The organism is Rahnella variigena, assembly GCF_003610915.1.
Lineage (GTDB): Bacteria > Pseudomonadota > Gammaproteobacteria > Enterobacterales > Enterobacteriaceae > Rahnella > Rahnella variigena.
In genome coordinates, this window is record NZ_NSDJ01000001.1 from 4466379 (window position 1) to 4481981 (window position 15603).

General features: G+C 51.6%; 15 protein-coding genes and 3 tRNA genes. 9 read left to right on the top strand and 9 right to left on the bottom strand.

The features are described 5' to 3' along the window. Positions 1-315, bottom strand: a complete 315-nt coding sequence (locus CKQ54_RS20570; RefSeq protein WP_112288320.1) for a YqcC family protein — start codon at positions 313-315, stop codon at positions 1-3. A gap of 189 nt (positions 316-504) precedes the next feature. Between CKQ54_RS20570 and CKQ54_RS20575 the strand changes: the two genes are divergently transcribed. Beyond that, positions 505-1743, top strand: a complete 1239-nt coding sequence (locus tag CKQ54_RS20575; RefSeq protein WP_112288319.1) for an MFS transporter — start codon at positions 505-507, stop codon at positions 1741-1743. A 676-nt stretch (positions 1744-2419) separates the two neighbouring features. Here CKQ54_RS20575 and syd read toward each other — a convergent pair. Next, positions 2420-2971: a SecY-interacting protein gene (gene syd, locus CKQ54_RS20580; RefSeq protein ID WP_120163101.1), complete on the bottom strand. Its 552-nt coding sequence runs from the start codon at positions 2969-2971 to the stop codon at positions 2420-2422. Positions 2972-3050: 79 nt separating this feature from the next. On the opposite strand from syd, the gene queF reads away from it, so the two are divergent. The 3 genes from queF to xni all read left to right on the top strand — a co-directional run bounded on the left by queF (position 3051) and on the right by xni (position 6261). Continuing rightward, positions 3051-3896 carry an NADPH-dependent 7-cyano-7-deazaguanine reductase QueF gene (queF, locus tag CKQ54_RS20585; RefSeq protein WP_120163100.1) on the top strand — a complete coding sequence of 282 codons (846 nt, stop codon included), beginning with the start codon at positions 3051-3053 and terminating at the stop codon, positions 3894-3896. 170 nt (positions 3897-4066) lie between these two features. Further along, positions 4067-5431 carry a nucleotide 5'-monophosphate nucleosidase PpnN gene (gene ppnN / locus CKQ54_RS20590; RefSeq protein WP_120163099.1) on the top strand — a complete coding sequence of 455 codons (1365 nt, stop codon included), beginning with the start codon at positions 4067-4069 and terminating at the stop codon, positions 5429-5431. A 77-nt stretch (positions 5432-5508) separates the two neighbouring features. After that, a complete protein-coding gene (gene xni / locus CKQ54_RS20595; protein WP_120163098.1) occupies positions 5509-6261 on the top strand; it encodes a flap endonuclease Xni in 753 nt (250 codons plus the stop codon). 172 nt (positions 6262-6433) lie between these two features. Here the strand turns inward: xni and rlmM are convergent, their stop codons facing one another. The 4 genes from rlmM to CKQ54_RS20615 all read right to left on the bottom strand — a co-directional run bounded on the left by rlmM (position 6434) and on the right by CKQ54_RS20615 (position 9658). Next, positions 6434-7540 (bottom strand): 23S rRNA (cytidine(2498)-2'-O)-methyltransferase RlmM, encoded by a 1107-nt coding sequence (gene rlmM, locus CKQ54_RS20600; protein ID WP_113878228.1) that lies wholly within the window; start codon positions 7538-7540, stop codon positions 6434-6436. After that, the gene (locus CKQ54_RS20605; protein WP_120163097.1) at positions 7533-7928 is read right to left on the bottom strand and encodes a DUF423 domain-containing protein; all 396 of its coding nucleotides are present in this window, start codon (positions 7926-7928) and stop codon (positions 7533-7535) included. The genes rlmM and CKQ54_RS20605 overlap by 8 nt, the downstream gene beginning before the upstream one ends. 94 nt (positions 7929-8022) lie before the next feature. Further along, positions 8023-8943: a transcriptional regulator GcvA gene (locus CKQ54_RS20610; RefSeq protein ID WP_112288312.1), complete on the bottom strand. Its 921-nt coding sequence runs from the start codon at positions 8941-8943 to the stop codon at positions 8023-8025. A 493-nt stretch (positions 8944-9436) separates the two neighbouring features. Continuing rightward, positions 9437-9658, bottom strand: a complete 222-nt coding sequence (locus CKQ54_RS20615; protein WP_112288311.1) for a YgdI/YgdR family lipoprotein — start codon at positions 9656-9658, stop codon at positions 9437-9439. Positions 9659-9846: 188 nt separating this feature from the next. Here CKQ54_RS20615 and csdA point away from each other — a divergent pair, with 188 nt between their 5' ends. Both csdA and csdE read left to right on the top strand, forming a co-directional pair. Continuing rightward, entirely contained in the window at positions 9847-11052 is a 1206-nt protein-coding gene (gene csdA, locus CKQ54_RS20620; protein ID WP_120163096.1) for a cysteine desulfurase CsdA, read from the top strand. Positions 11053-11072: 20 nt separating this feature from the next. After that, positions 11073-11507, top strand: coding sequence for a cysteine desulfurase sulfur acceptor subunit CsdE (csdE, locus tag CKQ54_RS20625; RefSeq protein ID WP_120163095.1), 435 nt, complete (start codon positions 11073-11075; stop codon positions 11505-11507). Here csdE and tcdA read toward each other — a convergent pair. Continuing rightward, a complete protein-coding gene (gene tcdA, locus CKQ54_RS20630; RefSeq protein WP_112288308.1) occupies positions 11495-12310 on the bottom strand; it encodes a tRNA cyclic N6-threonylcarbamoyladenosine(37) synthase TcdA in 816 nt (271 codons plus the stop codon). The genes csdE and tcdA overlap by 13 nt on opposite strands. A gap of 33 nt (positions 12311-12343) precedes the next feature. Next, positions 12344-13456 carry a murein transglycosylase A gene (gene mltA / locus CKQ54_RS20635; RefSeq protein ID WP_112288307.1) on the bottom strand — a complete coding sequence of 371 codons (1113 nt, stop codon included), beginning with the start codon at positions 13454-13456 and terminating at the stop codon, positions 12344-12346. 220 nt (positions 13457-13676) lie between these two features. Here mltA and CKQ54_RS20640 point away from each other — a divergent pair. The 3 genes from CKQ54_RS20640 to CKQ54_RS20650 all read left to right on the top strand — a co-directional run bounded on the left by CKQ54_RS20640 (position 13677) and on the right by CKQ54_RS20650 (position 14042). After that, a tRNA-Met gene (locus CKQ54_RS20640) sits at positions 13677-13753 on the top strand. A gap of 62 nt (positions 13754-13815) precedes the next feature. Beyond that, positions 13816-13892, top strand: a tRNA-Met gene (locus tag CKQ54_RS20645). A 73-nt stretch (positions 13893-13965) separates the two neighbouring features. Next, positions 13966-14042 (top strand) — tRNA-Met (locus tag CKQ54_RS20650). Positions 14043-14155: 113 nt separating this feature from the next. Here CKQ54_RS20650 and amiC read toward each other — a convergent pair. After that, positions 14156-15406 (bottom strand): N-acetylmuramoyl-L-alanine amidase AmiC, encoded by a 1251-nt coding sequence (amiC, locus tag CKQ54_RS20655; RefSeq protein WP_120163094.1) that lies wholly within the window; start codon positions 15404-15406, stop codon positions 14156-14158. Positions 15407-15603 lie beyond the last annotated feature (197 nt).

Consider the following 15603-nt stretch of genomic DNA (forward strand, 5'->3'; position numbering starts at 1 on the left):
TCAGTCTTCTATATTCAGCAAATCGTCGAGGCGTTGCAGCTGTGTCAGCAAACGGAGTGCTTCCGGCATCGCCACTTCAAAATAGGGGGTGATTGCAAAACGGGTTGGCAGTGGCGCCTGAGCTTCCAGCAACGCGTACATACGGGGAACCAGCACCCATTGCAGCCATTGCTCAGCAGACATAGTATCCACAGAAAACGGCTCTTTGCTTTCAAAGGCTTCCGCTTCCGGCGGTGTGGCGTGCCACAACTTGTCATCACGCATGACCTGCTCGATATCTTCTAAAATCTGGCGAACCTGGTTTTCTGTATTCATCAATGACTCTCTTCTTTCATGGCCCCGGGCAGCCTCCGCCGGGGGCGCAAAGCATAACATTGAAGGACTGATGCCCCAACTTTCTGCATCGTATCCAATTAATCAATCCAGCCATAAGTTTTTCGTGGTGGCGATAAACGCCCGTTACGGGCAAACTACCGCCACTTTTTTCTTCACAGATGTGTAAAAATGTCCGCACAACATACTCAAAAAGCACACGCAACACCGGCAAAAGCTATGCTGGCCTCCGTCACCGGCTACGCCATGGACGGCTTTGATTTACTGATCCTCGGCTTCATGCTTCCCGCTATCACCAGCGAATTTGGTTTGTCATCCTCACAAAGTGGCTCTCTGGTCACCTGGACTCTGATTGGTGCCGTACTGGGCGGCGTGATTTTCGGCCCCATCAGCGATCGCTTCGGCCGCATCCGTGTACTGACCTTCACCATTCTGATGTTCTCCCTGTTCACTGGTTTATGTGCTTTCGCACAAGGCTACTGGGATTTACTGATTTACCGCACGCTGGCAGGCGTCGGGCTCGGTGGCGAGTTCGGTATCGGCATGGCGCTGATTGCAGAAGCGTGGCCGGCGGAAAAACGTAACCGCGCCTCAGCGTATGTCGGCATGGGCTGGCAGCTCGGCGTGTTAATGGCAGCCTTCCTGACGCCAATGCTGCTCGGCATTATCGGCTGGCGCGGCATGTTCCTGGTCGGCCTGTTACCGGCGCTGGCTTCTTTCCTTATCCGCCGCACCATGGGCGAACCGGAAGCTTTCGTTAAACACACTGCCAGCAACAATGATGGCTCACTGTTCAGCCGCATTAAGTTACTGTTTCGCGATAAAGTCACGACGAAAGCCAGTATCGGCATTCTGATCCTGTGTTCTGTGCAGAACTTTGGCTATTACGGTCTGATGATCTGGATGCCAAGCTATCTGTCGAAAAACTTCGGCTTCTCGCTGACTAAATCCGGCCTGTGGACGGCGGTCACGGTTGTAGGGATGACGTTTGGGATCTGGCTGTTCGGCATGCTTTCTGACCGTTTCCCGCGCTGGAAAATCTTCCTGATTTATCAGGTCGGTGCGGTCATTATGGTGGTGTGCTATGCGCAGCTAACCGATCCGACGCTGATGTTGTTCGCGGGTGCGCTGATGGGCATGTTTGTGAATGGCATGATTGGCGGTTACGGCGGACTGATATCCGATCTCTATCCGGTACACGTCAGGGCGACGGCGCAGAATCTGTTATTTAATCTCGGACGTGGTGTGGGCGGTTTTGGTCCGCTGGTGATCGGGATACTGGTCGCGCAGGTGTCGTTTACCGCAGCGATTACGTTACTGGCTGCGATTTACCTGCTGGATATCTTCGCCACGTTATTCCTGCTGCCGAAAAAACAGGGGCAGGATGATGTCTTAGGGGCAATTGGTTAATAACTAAGAGGCGCTTCGGATATCGCGGAACGCCTTCTGTTATCAGAATATTCAGGCGTGCGAGAAAAGATTCAGACAAAAAGTTGGGGGCACTGTTTACACAGTGCCCCCGGTTCGTTTTATAGCAATCCAGCTACCTAAGTGCTCCCTGCTCAATCCCTGAAAACTTTTCCTGCGGTTATCCTAACCGGCTGTCCTTCGCATCGTCCAACTTTCATCCTGACGTTCTATCCTAAGTCATCCTGACTGATATCCCTTGGTCATCTGTGACCCGCTCAGCTTCCTTTGTGAGCTCTCTTCTCCGTCCTGGAGGTGTCCCTGGTTTCATCCTGAAACATCCTGGCATAATCCGATGCCGTCCTGACTCTTCCTGAGCCGTCCCCTTCTTTAATGATTCAGCCATCATCCTGATGTTCTGTCTCATGCTTCCTTGGTGCACGACTAGAATCGTTGATTTTGCCCTTCCGGACAAGACAGGCTGTAAGCCAATATCAGGGAATGTAAGCCGCCTCACGAAGAATAAGTGAGTTAACTTATTGATATTGATTGTTATATGAGTTTTTATCGTGAAGTAATTAAGTCAAATTAGCGAGATCTCTTACAGTCTTTGTGAGAGATCTCTCACACGCTTGTGAGCCATTTGTGCTCTGCGGAATGGGGTACATCGACAATAAAATCAGGCGGGGTAAACAGCGGTCAGCATTGTAAGGAATTCTGACAACGATGGCGAGAGTATAGTTCGTTTTTTACTGCCGAACTGTTCCAGCACAACATTCCCGGTCACATTACACAGCGAAACCAGATCCAGCTCGGAATCTGTGGTCGCCAGAAAAGTCGTTGGCGTCAGCTTCAGACGCTTTTGCGTCACCAGATGACCAATCAGATTCTCCTGCAAACGGGTGAAATCTTCCGGGCTCCAGACCTGCAACAGTGTCAGCGCATTGCCTTGCCAGCTGGCGGTCATGTCTCCGGCAAACTGCGTGGTATAAAACGCATGCGCCTCCGGGCGCAGTTGTAATTCCATCGCGCGTTCAACATTTTCCAGGGTCGCCTGCGGGCTGAACGTCTGAGTCAGCCAGTAGACTTTGTCTTCTTCCGTCTTCACCACGCACGGCGAAGCCACCCCAAACAGAGCTTCACTGGCAGGCGGCATGCCGGTTTCCTGTTGCCAGAGATCGACAAAACGCTGAGTAAATTCACGCAATGCTACTGAAACTTCAGACTCCATAATTCTCTCATCTTCCGCTAAGGCTGGGTTAAACTGGTGACTATTCTCTATTGTACCGATCTCTAAGCAAGGTGACAGCATGTCCTCATATCAGGATAACCCCGCTCTGGCGCAACTGACGCTGGGCAAAAGTACGGCTTACGTTGACCATTACGATGCGTCTTTATTACAGGCCGTTCCGCGCAGCATGAACCGTGAGCCGCTGGGCTTATATCCGGATAACTTACCGTTTCATGGCGCAGATATCTGGACGCTGTATGAACTGTCCTGGCTCAACGCGAAGGGATTGCCACAGGTTGCTGTGGGCGAAATCAGCCTGAATGCTAATAGTCAGAACCTGATTGAATCCAAAAGTTTCAAACTCTATCTGAACAGTTTTAATCAGACCGTCTTCCCCGACTGGGAAACAGTACAGGAAACCTTAACCCGTGACCTGAGCGCCTGTGCGCAAGGTGACGTGACCGTAACGGTCAGCCGCCTGTCTGAAATTGAAGGCACGCGGGTAGGACGTTTCGACGGTATCTGTATTGATGAGCAGGATATTGAAATCGACAGCTACGAATTCAGCACTGATTATCTGGCCAGTGCCAAAGGTGAGGAAATCGTTGAAGAGTCACTGGTGAGTCATCTGCTGAAATCAAACTGTCTGATTACCCATCAGCCCGACTGGGGTTCCGTGCAAATCCGGTATCGTGGCCCGAAAATCGACCGCGAAGCCTTGCTGCGCTATCTGGTGTCTTTCCGTCATCACAACGAATTCCACGAACAATGCGTCGAACGGATCTTCAACGATATGCTGCGTTTCTGCCAGCCGGAAAAACTCGCCGTGTACGCCCGCTACACTCGTCGCGGCGGGCTGGATATCAATCCGTGGAGATCCAACTTCCCGTTTGAACCTGCAACAGCGAGACTTGTCAGACAATAATGCGAGACGTTGCTCAAGAACTGAGCTAACGCTCTGTGAGCATTGGTAAAAGCCTGATGACAGGGTTACTGTTAAATTGCATACGGCGCAAAAAACATGATCCGAAAAATCATGCGCCGCAATCAGGTAGCAGAAAGAATCACTGCACCCGTTGGTGTCAAGGAGCAACTTTGATTACACATATCAGCCCGTTAGGCTCAATGGATTTGTTGTCGCAGCTGGAAGTCGACATGCTCAAACGCACGGCGAGCAGCGACCTCTATCGCCTTTTCCGAAATTGTTCACTGGCCGTCCTCAACAGCGGCAGCCAGACTGACAGCAGTAAAGAACTTTTAGAACGTTACGAAAGCTTTGATATCAACGTGCTGCGCAGAGAGCGTGGCGTGAAACTTGAACTGGTAAACCCGCCGGAAGATGCCTTTGTGGATGGCCGGATTATCCGTTCATTGCAGGCCAACCTGTTTGCCGTGCTGCGCGATATCCTCTTCGTCAGCGGGCAAATTGATAACGCTGGTCGTTTTCAGCATCTGAATACCGAAAATTCAGCGCATCTGACCAACCTGGTGTTTTCAATCTTACGCAACGCCCGCGCCCTGCATCTGGATGAAGATCCAAACATGGTCGTGTGCTGGGGCGGCCACTCTATTAATGAAATCGAATACCAGTACGCCCGTAACGTCGGCAGCCAGCTGGGTTTGCGCGAACTGAACATTTGTACCGGCTGTGGCCCGGGTGCGATGGAAGCGCCAATGAAAGGTGCCGCCGTCGGTCACGCACAACAGCGTTACAAATCAGGCCGCTTTATAGGCATGACAGAACCTTCAATTATTGCCGCTGAGCCGCCTAATCCGCTGGTCAACGAACTGATCATCATGCCTGATATTGAAAAACGGCTTGAGGCATTTGTTCGCATTGCCCACGGGATCATTATTTTCCCTGGCGGCGTCGGTACCGCAGAAGAATTGCTGTATCTGCTGGGGATCCTGATGGATCCGGAAAACAGCGATCAGGTTCTCCCGCTGATCCTGACCGGTCCGAAAGAAAGTGCCGATTACTTCCACGTTCTCGATGCTTTCATTAAAGAAACGCTCGGTGAAGAAGCCTGTAAGTTCTACACCATCATTATCGACGATCCGACAGAAGTGGCCCGTCAGATGAAACGCGCGATGCCGCTGGTAAAAGAAAACCGCCGTAACAGTGGCGATGCTTACAGCTTTAACTGGTCGATTCGCATTGCGCCTGATTTACAGCATCCGTTCGAACCAAACCATGAAAACATGGCGAACCTGAACCTTTATCCAAACCAGCCGCCGCAGGAACTGGCCGCTGCATTGCGCCGCGCCTTCTCCGGTATTGTGGCCGGTAACGTGAAAGAGTTTGGGATCCACGCCATCGAGCAACATGGTCGCTTCAAACTGCATGGTGATCCGGCATTAATGAAAAAAATGGACAGCCTGCTGCAAGGGTTCGTCGCACAGCACCGCATGAAATTGCCGGGCAGCGCGTACATTCCTTGTTATGAGATTTGTGCCTGACCGACCGCTCACACGGCAAGCACACTTCTAAAGCAGATCTAAGGGCGACGTAAGTCGCCTTTATTATGGAGATTATTATGGCAATACATCTGCTTATTATCGACGCCCTGAACCTGATCCGCCGTATTCATGCAGTTCAGGGCTCGCCTTGTCTTGTTACCTGCCAGAATGCCATCGGCCAGCTGATTCAGCATACTCAGCCCACGCACGCCGTTGCCGTATTTGACGAAGATGACCGCGCCGACAGCTGGCGTCATCAGAGCCTGCCTGATTACAAAGCCGGACGCACACCGATGCCGGACAATCTGTTTGCAGAAATGCCTAGCCTGAAAGCCGGTTTCGAAGCGCAGGGCATCGCCTGCTGGCATTCTGCGGGCAATGAAGCGGATGACCTGGCAGCCACGCTGGCGGCAAAAGTATCGTCTGGCGGTCATCAGGTCACTATCGTTTCAACCGATAAAGGTTATTGCCAGCTTCTGGCACCGAATGTTCAGATCCGCGATTACTTCCAGAAACGCTGGCTGGATATGCCTTTTGTGCAGGAAATCTTTGGTGTTCTGCCGCAACAGCTGACCGATTACTGGGGTCTGGCGGGGATCAGCAGCAGTAAAATTCCGGGCGTGCCGGGCATTGGCCCGAAGACGGCGGTCACGCTACTGAAGCAAACCGGCTCGCTGGATGAACTTTACGATAATCTGGAAGGCGTACCGGAAAAGTGGCGTAAGAAGCTGGAGGAACACCGTGAACAGGCTTATATCTGCAAACGGGTTTCAACGCTGCAAACCGACGTCGCGCTGGATGGCAACTTACAGCAACTGCGCCTGCCATAAAATGGGTGTAAAAAAGGCGCTTCTTAATTAAGAAACGCCATAATCAGGATACTCAAAATAATTCGAGTTGCAGGAAGGCGGCAAGTAAGTGAATCCCGATGAGCTTACCTGAGTAAGTGATTCGGGTGAGTGCATGCAGCCAACGCATCAGCAACTCGAAGTATGAAGAGTATCAGCGATCACGCTCATCGCGACGCCCGCCAATCGCCGACCAGAAACGGCGGATATGCACGGTGACTTCTTCGCGGTCATGATAAAGCTGTTTCGCGAAGATCTCCGCGTTCACGCCATTTTCTTTCAGACGTTCATCGATGCGCTCAAGAATATTAGACACTTCTTCGTAACGCTTTTTCATCGGTAACTTCAGATTGAAAATCGCCTCGCGACACCAGCCGTTGACCAGCCAGTCACACATCAGTGCAGCCACTTTCGCCGGTTTCTCTACCATGTCACAGACCAGCCAGTAGTTTTTGGTACTGGTGGATTTATAGCGGAAGCCGTCTTCGCGCAGATGAATAACCTGGCCAGTTTCCATCAGGCTTGGCGCCATCGGACCGTTGTCGATAGCCGTGACCATCATGCTGCGTTGTGTCAGCTGATACGTCCAGCCGCCCGGACACGCGCCTAAATCGACCGCGTACATGCCACTCGCCAGACGTTCATCCCACTCATCCGCCGGAATAAAGACGTGGAAAGCTTCTTCCAGTTTCAGTGTCGAACGGCTTGGCGCTTCAGACGGGAACTTGAGGCGCGGAATACCCATATAGAAGGGTGAATTGTTGTTGCTGTAGGAATACCCGACGTAGCAGCAGCCCGGCGCAATAAAGAACACATGCACCACAGGGCGCAGCGCATTCTCTTTCTTACCCAGCACTTTGCGTTCACGCATCGCTGAACGCAGCGGCACCGTCAGTTTGCGACAGAACTTGGTAAGCTCTTTGCTTTCATTGGTGTCCGGCACTTCAACGCGAAGCTCACCGCCGTTGGTGATCACGTTCTGTACCATGCCGACGATCGGAGAAACACGGTCTTCCGGCGGCAAATCTTTCAGCAATTCGCCTACCACGATTAACTGACGGGCAAAAATCAGTTCGCGGAACGGCAAATTCTTCGCAATCTTGTCAGCATCATCTGGCTGATAGCATTCAAACAACACATATCCGCTGTTTTCTTTAACGCGGGCAAAACCGAAGATTTCCATCTTTGCGGCTTTGTCGGTAATTTCTGCTGCGCATTCTTTTTCAAAACCCTGACGGCAGTAGAGAGCAACTTTATTCATGGCGTTCGGCCTTTTTCTTCAGGCGCAGTGCGCCGATCAACATCAAAATCCAACCGACCAGGAACAAGGTACCGCCAATCGGAGTTACAAAAACGAATAAACGGAGATGCGACAGCGCCAGACAATAAAGGCTGCCGCTGAACAACACGGTTCCCAGCGCTAAAAAAGCGCTGCTCCAGTAGAACCACACATTACGCTGGCGCTGCATCGCAACACCTAAAATCATCACCGCCAGCGTATGAATACTTTGATACGTTAATCCGGTGTGGATCCACGCCATTTCTGCTTCGCCGAGCGACTGACTCAACACGTGTGCGCCAAAGGCACCGAAAGCGACGTAGATAAGGCCGCTGATTGCGGCGAAGATCAACATTGAACGACTGGTCATTGTGCGTTACCTGTTATCGTTATTAGCCGATGAAAATCCCAAGTAATCAGTCTGATAAGCAGACCCTGGACTTTCTCTCCCAGGCGATCCGGCTTCATGCCTGATCGAAACGAAAGCGCAGTTTTTCCTGCTCGCTGGCTGCGCGCGCGAGGATCCACTGACGAAAGGCGGCTATTTTACCCAGTTCTGCCTGACTGTCATGACAAACCAGATAAAAAGCATTTTTACTGATTAAAACTTCGCTGAACGGGCAGACCAGACGTCCGGCCTCAATTTCAGTCTGCGCCATGACATTATTCACCAGCGCAATACCTTGCCCGTGGACGGCGGCCTGAACCACCATCGCGCTATGGCTGAAAATAGGCCCCTGCTGGACATTGATTTGTTGTAACCCGAGCTGTTTGGTGTAGGCCAGCCAGTCGCGGCGGGAAGCATCATGCAGCAAAGTGTGGTGGCTTAAATCTGCCGGTTCCTTCAGCGGATTATCGCTCATCAGTAAAGAAGGAGAACAAACCGGAAGTAAATACTCAGCATATAAACGCTCGGCCCGCAGCCCCGGCCAGTTGCCCCGGCCGTGGAAAATCGCCACGTCGACATCGTCGGATAATTTGTCTTCTTCGCGATCCACAGCCTGGATGCGCACATCGATGCCCGGATAAGCTGAGTTAAAGCCAGACAATCTTGGCACCAGCCACTGAATCGCAAAGCTCGGCGGCAAACTCACCGTCAGAGCGCCTTTCGCGCTGCGTGCCTGGAGTTTTCTCGTCGCCTCATTCAGGGATGAGAATATCTCCTTAATATCCAGATAATAGCTCTGCCCTTCTTCGGTCAGTAACAATGAGCGATTGCGCCGGCGAAACAGTTTTAACCCTAAAAAGTCCTCAAGTGACTTAATCTGGTGGCTAACGGCGGCCTGCGTGACGAACAATTCCTCGGCAGCCTTAGTAAAACTAAGGTGGCGCGCTGCGGCATCAAATACCCGCAGAGAATTCAAAGGCGGTAAACGTTTTGACATAGAATGGGTACTTCTTATTCGCCGGTAAGCGGAGCACCTGTCCGCGGATTTAGATATTAGTTTTTTTAATCCGAGACATTATAATTTGTCCGTTGAGGATGTACAGGCAAAAACCTATAGTGGCGCCACTTCCTGAGCCGGAACGAAAAGTAGATTGGTATGAGGATGCTGAAATACTTTTGGCTTGTGGTTGTGATGTTGTGTTTGCAATTGTCTGGCAATCCAGACACGTAGCTTGAATGCTACAAACTTTTCACTTCCTGTACATTACCCTGTCTGTCCAAAGTGATTTTTCAGCACCGCTATTTGCGGTGCTTTTTTTTTGCCTGTGTTTGGGGCAAAAAATATGGAGCAAAAAGTTTGGGGCAAAGAGACAGGAATGCGGGCGCATAATGTGACAAAACCGGCCTCATCGCAAGAAGAGCCGGTTTTGTCATAGAGCAGAACGTGAGGTTACCCCGGATTCATACACTCGGGGGGGGCACCTGAGGGATTAGTTCCCTTCTGCCATTTCTTTGATTTCAGATTTATTGATCTGCTGCTTGTTGCCATACGCATCGGTATAACTGATCATACCGGTATCATTGTCCGTGCTAGGTTTGCCATCAGCAACAATGGTACGGCCATCGTTGGTATGCATCACGTAGTTGCTTGAACAGGCGGCAAGTGTTGTGGTCAGCAGTGCAGCTGAAATTACGGCGGCGATCTTCTTCATCATAGACTCCTTGCAGATTAAAATGCTTAAAAATCCTGGTTAAACTTCCAGGCTAATGTATTTAGTTAACGTAATTCAGCATAACAAACTTCTGATAAATTTCCAGGTAACCATTCCTAAAATGAATAAGCGGCTTGTGTTACAAAAAACCTGCATTTTTGAACTCAGGCTGAAGGATCTGAATTGGTATGAAAGACTTTAACCCCGCCGTTTTCCGTCAGCACTTTCCTGCACTGTCCCAGGGACAATGCTATCTCGACAGTGCAGCCACCGCGCTGAAGCCGCAGGCAGTGATCGACGCCACCGTGAATTTCTACTCTCAGGAAGGCGCTACCGTTCACCGCAGCCAGCATCGTGCGGCGCAAACCCTGACGGAACAGTACGAGCAGGCCAGAGTAAAGATGGCGCAATGGATTAATGCGCCACGTAGCGAAAATATCGTCTGGACGCGGGGAACCACGGAATCTATCAATCTGGTGGCACAAAGCTGGCTGCGCCCACGACTGCAACCGGGTGATGAGATTATCGTCAGTCAGGCAGAACATCACGCGAACCTTATTCCGTGGCTGATGGTGGCGCAGCAATGTCAGGCGCACGTTGTTACGCTGCCGGTGGATAAACAGGGCATACCCGAGATCGACGCCCTTCCCCGCCTGCTGAGCAATAAGACACGCCTGCTGGCGCTGACGCAAATGTCGAACGTGACGGGCGCAATGCCTGATATTGCCCGCGCCGTTGAACTGGCGCACACAAACGGCACGCCCGTGCTTATCGATGGCGCACAAGGTGTGGTGCATTGTCCGTCAGATGTACAACGTCTCGATATCGACTTTTATGCTTTCTCGGGTCATAAGCTTTACGGCCCGACCGGCATCGGCGTGCTGTATGGCAAAACAGCATTACTCGACAGTATGTCGCCATGGCAGGGCGGCGGGAAAATGCTGACGCAGGCTTCCATGACAGATTTCACGCCGCAGGCTGTTCCGCACCGCTTCGAAGCAGGAACGCCAAATATTGCCGGTGTGATCGGCATGTCTGCTGCGCTGGAATGGTTAAAAACTGTCGATCTGCCCGCAGCAGAGAAATATGCACAACAGCTGGCGACACTGGCTGAAGAACAACTTGCGCAGATTGAAGGCTTCCGCAGTTTCCGCTGTCACCATTCGTCCGTTCTGGCATTCGATATTGCCGGTGTACATCACAGTGATTTGGTAGCTTTGCTGGCCGAACAGGCGATCGCCTTGCGCGCCGGACAGCATTGCGCTCAGCCACTGATGAATGCTCTGGGCATCAGCGGAACATTACGGGCCTCATTTGCGCCGTATAATAATGAACAGGACGTCACGCGGCTGGTCGGTGCGGTAAAATACGCTCTCGACCTGTTAGCCGATTAATTCATTGTTTGGGGAATACCATGTCAGCGCCACATCCTTTCGGCCATGAGATCACTGAAGCCTCACTGACCGAAAAATTCGCGTCATTTCGTCAGTGGGAAGACCGCTACCGCCAGTTAATCCTGCTCGCAAAATCCCTACCACCGCTGGATACGGCGCTGAAAACACCAGAAAATGAGCTATCTGGATGTGAAAACCGGGTCTGGCTTGGCGCGGAAAAATCAGAGAACGGGACGATGCATTTTTATGGCGACAGTGAAGGTCGGATCGTGAAAGGTTTGCTGGCCGTATTACTGACTGCCGTAGAAGGCAAAACGCCAGACGAGATCTTAAAGCGGGATCCGCTGGCGTTATTTGATGTATTAGGATTGCGTGAGCAGCTCAGCACCAGCCGCACAAGCGGACTTAACGCGCTGGCAGCAGGCGTTATCGCTCTTGCCCGTCAGGCGGCCTGAGCCTGACGCTGTGCTTTCGCCATCATTTTCTTCAGCACATGAGATACCGCGACAAAGCCAAACGTCGCGGTAACCATCGTCGCCGCCCCAAAACCGGAAGCGCAATCCATCCGTTTCGGCCCTTCTGCCGTTGCCCTTGAGGCACACACAGAACCATCTGCCTGCGGGTACATCAGCGGTTCGCTGGAAAATACACAGTCAATTCCGAGCTTACCTTTGCTGTTTTTCACCACGTTGAAATCACTTTTCAGACGCTCACGCAGTTTTGCCGCCAGCGGATCCTGAATAGTTTTCGCCAGATCCACGACCGCGATTTGTGTCGGATCGATCTGCCCGCCCGCACCGCCTGTCGTTACCACCGGGATCTTATAACGACGGCAATAAGCCAGCAGAGCAGCTTTTGGCCGCACGCTGTCAATAGCATCAATAACGTAGCTGAAACCCTGGTCGAGCATCTCAGCGACGTTATCAGGCGTAATAAAATCGTCTATACACGTCACCTTGCACTCGGGATTAATCGCCAGAATACGCTGCGCCATGATTTCTGTTTTCGCCTGCCCGACATTTTCACGCAAGGCATGAATCTGACGGTTGGTGTTGGTCACGCAGACGTCATCCATATCAATCAGCGTTATCGCGCCAATGCCGGTTCGCGCCAGCGCTTCCGCCGCCCATGAGCCCACTCCGCCGATACCAATAACGCAGACATGCGCCTGCGAGAACAACTCCAGCGATTGCTGACCATAAAGCCGGGCAGTTCCGCCAAAACGTTGCTGATAAGCGTCGGAATAGGTAGCTGTCATGAAAAGATAAACCTCAGTGCGTTGTGTCGAAATCTAGTTAGAGGGCGCGTAGGCCGTGAACAGCGGTTTGCCGTTCTGCGCTGATTTTAACACCCAGACGCGTCCATAGTGATTATAAAATCCGGCAGAATGTCCGGCGTCAGGGCCAATACCCTGATACATATCGAAATGTTGTCCTTTAATCGCTCCGCCGACATCCAGTGCTACCATCAGGCGCATGTGATATTTACCGGTAAACTTGCCTTTATCATTCAGCTCAGGCACTTCTGCCAGCAATGTTGTCCCCGCCGGGATCAGCGAACGGTCAGACGCTACCGAGGCTTTGGCAATCAGCGGAACGCCGCTGGCACCGCGAACTGGCGCGAAAGGCTCAGGCTTGAAGAACACGAATGACGGGTTTTGCTCCAGCAGTTCACGGACTTCTGCCGCGCTGTGTGTATCGGCCCACTGACGGATAGCCTGCATCGACATGTTTTCGCGCGCCACTTCACCACGGTCGATCAGCACTTTGCCGATACTGCGGTAAGCATGGCCATTCTTGCCGGCATAACCAAAGAACATGAACGGGCGACCATCGCCGTAATCGACATACCCGCTGCCCTGCACTTCCATCATGAAGTTATCCATCAGGGAATTGGTCCAGGCGACGACGTAATTATCGCTCAGGGCTCCGGAATAAATCGAGGCACGGTCAGGCAGACGACCCCGTTTTGGTGGCATACGGTAAAGCGGATACTGGAATTCACCCTGACGCGTATAACGCGCCTGTACCACTGGCGTGTAATAGCCGGTCAGCTGAACGTTACCGAAATTGTCAGCACCTTCCATCTGATAAGCGCTGATGCCGTACTGGCTCAGATTGCGGGTATCCGCGCCGGATCGTAACCATTGTTCGACAGCCTGAAATGTCGTGTTGTTACGACCGTATAAAGAAGAAGAGGCAATCTGAACTGCGGCAACCTGATTGGAGTAATCCAGCGCATTAACCGGTTTGCCCGTCGCATTCGGCTCATTCACGTATTCAAGCGCATTATCGAGGCGACCATCTTTATACTGCTGGCCACGGTCGGTGGGTCGCGAGGAACATCCCGCCAGTACCGCTATCACCAGACCACCCAGCAGATATTTACTCCAACGTCCTTTCATTATTGCCGCGCTCTCTTACATTCAGGGAAATGACTGGCGAAACGATAACAAACGGCCTGTCAGAAAGGAATTGTCACAGTCGAAAAAAGTGTACTGACCCAAATTGTGCTTCAAACGGCCATTTTGTGGATAAAAAGCCAGCAACTAAGTGCTTTATTTGAATAAATTCAAAAAAGGGTTGCACGAAATCTCATGGGGAGTATAGTTCGCCTCCATCGGACGCGGGGTGGAGCAGCCTGGTAGCTCGTCGGGCTCATAACCCGAAGGTCGTCGGTTCAAATCCGGCCCCCGCAACCAATTCGATTTCGATGTATGAAATGCTCAGTTGAATTGTACGATGAAGTAAAGCAGTATACGGACGCGGGGTGGAGCAGCCTGGTAGCTCGTCGGGCTCATAACCCGAAGGTCGTCGGTTCAAATCCGGCCCCCGCAACCAATTCGAGACTGAAGTATGAAGATGCTCAGTTCGGATAATGTGATGAAGTAAAGCAGTGCTAAGTAGTGACGGACGCGGGGTGGAGCAGCCTGGTAGCTCGTCGGGCTCATAACCCGAAGGTCGTCGGTTCAAATCCGGCCCCCGCAACCAACTACTAAAAATCAGTATCATTAAGCAGTAAAACATCAGGCACCTTAACGGGTGTTTTTTTGTATCTGAATTCCGGTAAACAGCGGGAACGCACTTCCCGCGTCACATCGAACTCATCCCCTCGCAGACATCCCGCCCTGAGCAAAGTACGCTTTGATCCCCGCCAGAATGGACTCCGCCACCTGCTGCTGAAAATGCGCAGTCCGAAGTTTTTTCTCTTCATTGATGTTACTGATAAACGCCGTCTCGACCAGAATCGAAGGAATATCCGGCGCTTTCAGCACAGCGAATCCCGCCTGATCGACTTTGTTTTTGTGCAGATGATTAATCTTGCCCATCCGCGTCAGCACTTCTTTACCGAATTTCAGGCTGTCACTGATGGTCGCCGTCTGAACCAGATCAAACATCGTATGATCGAGATAGCGGTCACCGCTTTTGCTGACGCCGCCTATCAGGTCGGATTCATTCTGCGTTTGTGCCAGAAAACGTGCCGCTGAACTGGTTGCGCCTTTCGTTGATAACGCAAACACCGACGATCCTTTGGCAGCCCGGCTGGTAAACGCATCCGCATGGATAGAGATAAACAGATCTGCCCGCAGCTTTCTCGCCTTTGCCACGCGGACTTTCAGCGGGATAAATACGTCTTCGTTGCGGGTCATATGCGCTTTCATATTGGGTTCACGCGCGATCAGCTTCTGTAACCTTCGGCCAATCTGCAATACGACATCTTTCTCGCGGGTTTTGTATTTTCCGATAGCGCCCGGGTCTTCTCCACCATGGCCGGGATCAAGCATGATCACCAGCGGCCTGCTGCGCCCTGCCTGACCGTCTTTCCTGGTTTCCGGCGGCAGCGTTCTTGCGACATCCCCGCGATTGTAATCTTCCAGTAACGCCAGCAGAGGATCATCCTGAACACTGACGTCCCCTTCTTGCGGATAAAGGTCGACAACCAGACGGTTATGAAACTCCGCCACTGGTTTAAGCGTAAAGACATGCGGACTGATGGCCCGCTTGAGTTCCAGCACCATACGAACCGTTTTGGTATCGAACTGCCCTACCCGCGCCTGACGGATATAAGGATCGCTTTGCTGAACTTTCTCGCCCAGACCTTTAAGCACGCTGTTCAGGTGGACGCCCTCAATATCAATGACCACTCGCGGCGGATCATTAAGCAGAAACTGCTTATATTTTAAGGGAGTGCTGGATTCAAGAGTAATACGGGTATACGTCGAGGAAGGCCAGATGCGTACCGCGATAACCTGTGAGCTGGCGGCAAAACCTACTTTACTGACACTAAGCATCCAGGAGGCAGCTACGGTTTGAAGAAGGCGTCGTCGTCCGGGATTGTGATTATCGTCAGTCATGCAGTCTCAAAAGTATCTAAAAGTAAAAAACAGGTGATAAAAAAATCAGTTTGCGAATTCTAGCGAATCGAATCCCGCATGTCATTCCCTAGCATTTATTCGATTTATCAATTTGTTGCCTGTTTGTAATGAGTGTTAATTCAAAAACAGAGATTTCTTACTTGCCACACGGCTCCAAAAGAATAAAAATACAAAAA

Bases quoted from the DNA above. Each gene is read 5' to 3' on its own strand.
- CKQ54_RS20570 (WP_112288320.1), bottom strand. From the start codon at position 315: ATGAATACAGAAAACCAGGTTCGCCAGATTTTAGAAGATATCGAGCAG.
- CKQ54_RS20575 (WP_112288319.1), top strand. From the start codon at position 505: ATGTCCGCACAACATACTCAAAAAGCACACGCAACACCGGCAAAAGCT.
- syd (WP_120163101.1), bottom strand. From the start codon at position 2,971: ATGGAGTCTGAAGTTTCAGTAGCATTGCGTGAATTTACTCAGCGTTTT.
- queF (WP_120163100.1), top strand. From the start codon at position 3,051: ATGTCCTCATATCAGGATAACCCCGCTCTGGCGCAACTGACGCTGGGC.
- xni (WP_120163098.1), top strand. From the start codon at position 5,509: ATGGCAATACATCTGCTTATTATCGACGCCCTGAACCTGATCCGCCGT.
- rlmM (WP_113878228.1), bottom strand. From the start codon at position 7,540: ATGAATAAAGTTGCTCTCTACTGCCGTCAGGGTTTTGAAAAAGAATGC.
- CKQ54_RS20605 (WP_120163097.1), bottom strand. From the start codon at position 7,928: ATGACCAGTCGTTCAATGTTGATCTTCGCCGCAATCAGCGGCCTTATC.
- CKQ54_RS20610 (WP_112288312.1), bottom strand. From the start codon at position 8,943: ATGTCAAAACGTTTACCGCCTTTGAATTCTCTGCGGGTATTTGATGCC.
- CKQ54_RS20615 (WP_112288311.1), bottom strand. From the start codon at position 9,658: ATGAAGAAGATCGCCGCCGTAATTTCAGCTGCACTGCTGACCACAACA.
- csdA (WP_120163096.1), top strand. From the start codon at position 9,847: ATGAAAGACTTTAACCCCGCCGTTTTCCGTCAGCACTTTCCTGCACTG.
- csdE (WP_120163095.1), top strand. From the start codon at position 11,073: ATGTCAGCGCCACATCCTTTCGGCCATGAGATCACTGAAGCCTCACTG.
- tcdA (WP_112288308.1), bottom strand. From the start codon at position 12,310: ATGACAGCTACCTATTCCGACGCTTATCAGCAACGTTTTGGCGGAACT.
- mltA (WP_112288307.1), bottom strand. From the start codon at position 13,456: ATGAAAGGACGTTGGAGTAAATATCTGCTGGGTGGTCTGGTGATAGCG.
- amiC (WP_120163094.1), bottom strand. From the start codon at position 15,406: ATGACTGACGATAATCACAATCCCGGACGACGACGCCTTCTTCAAACC.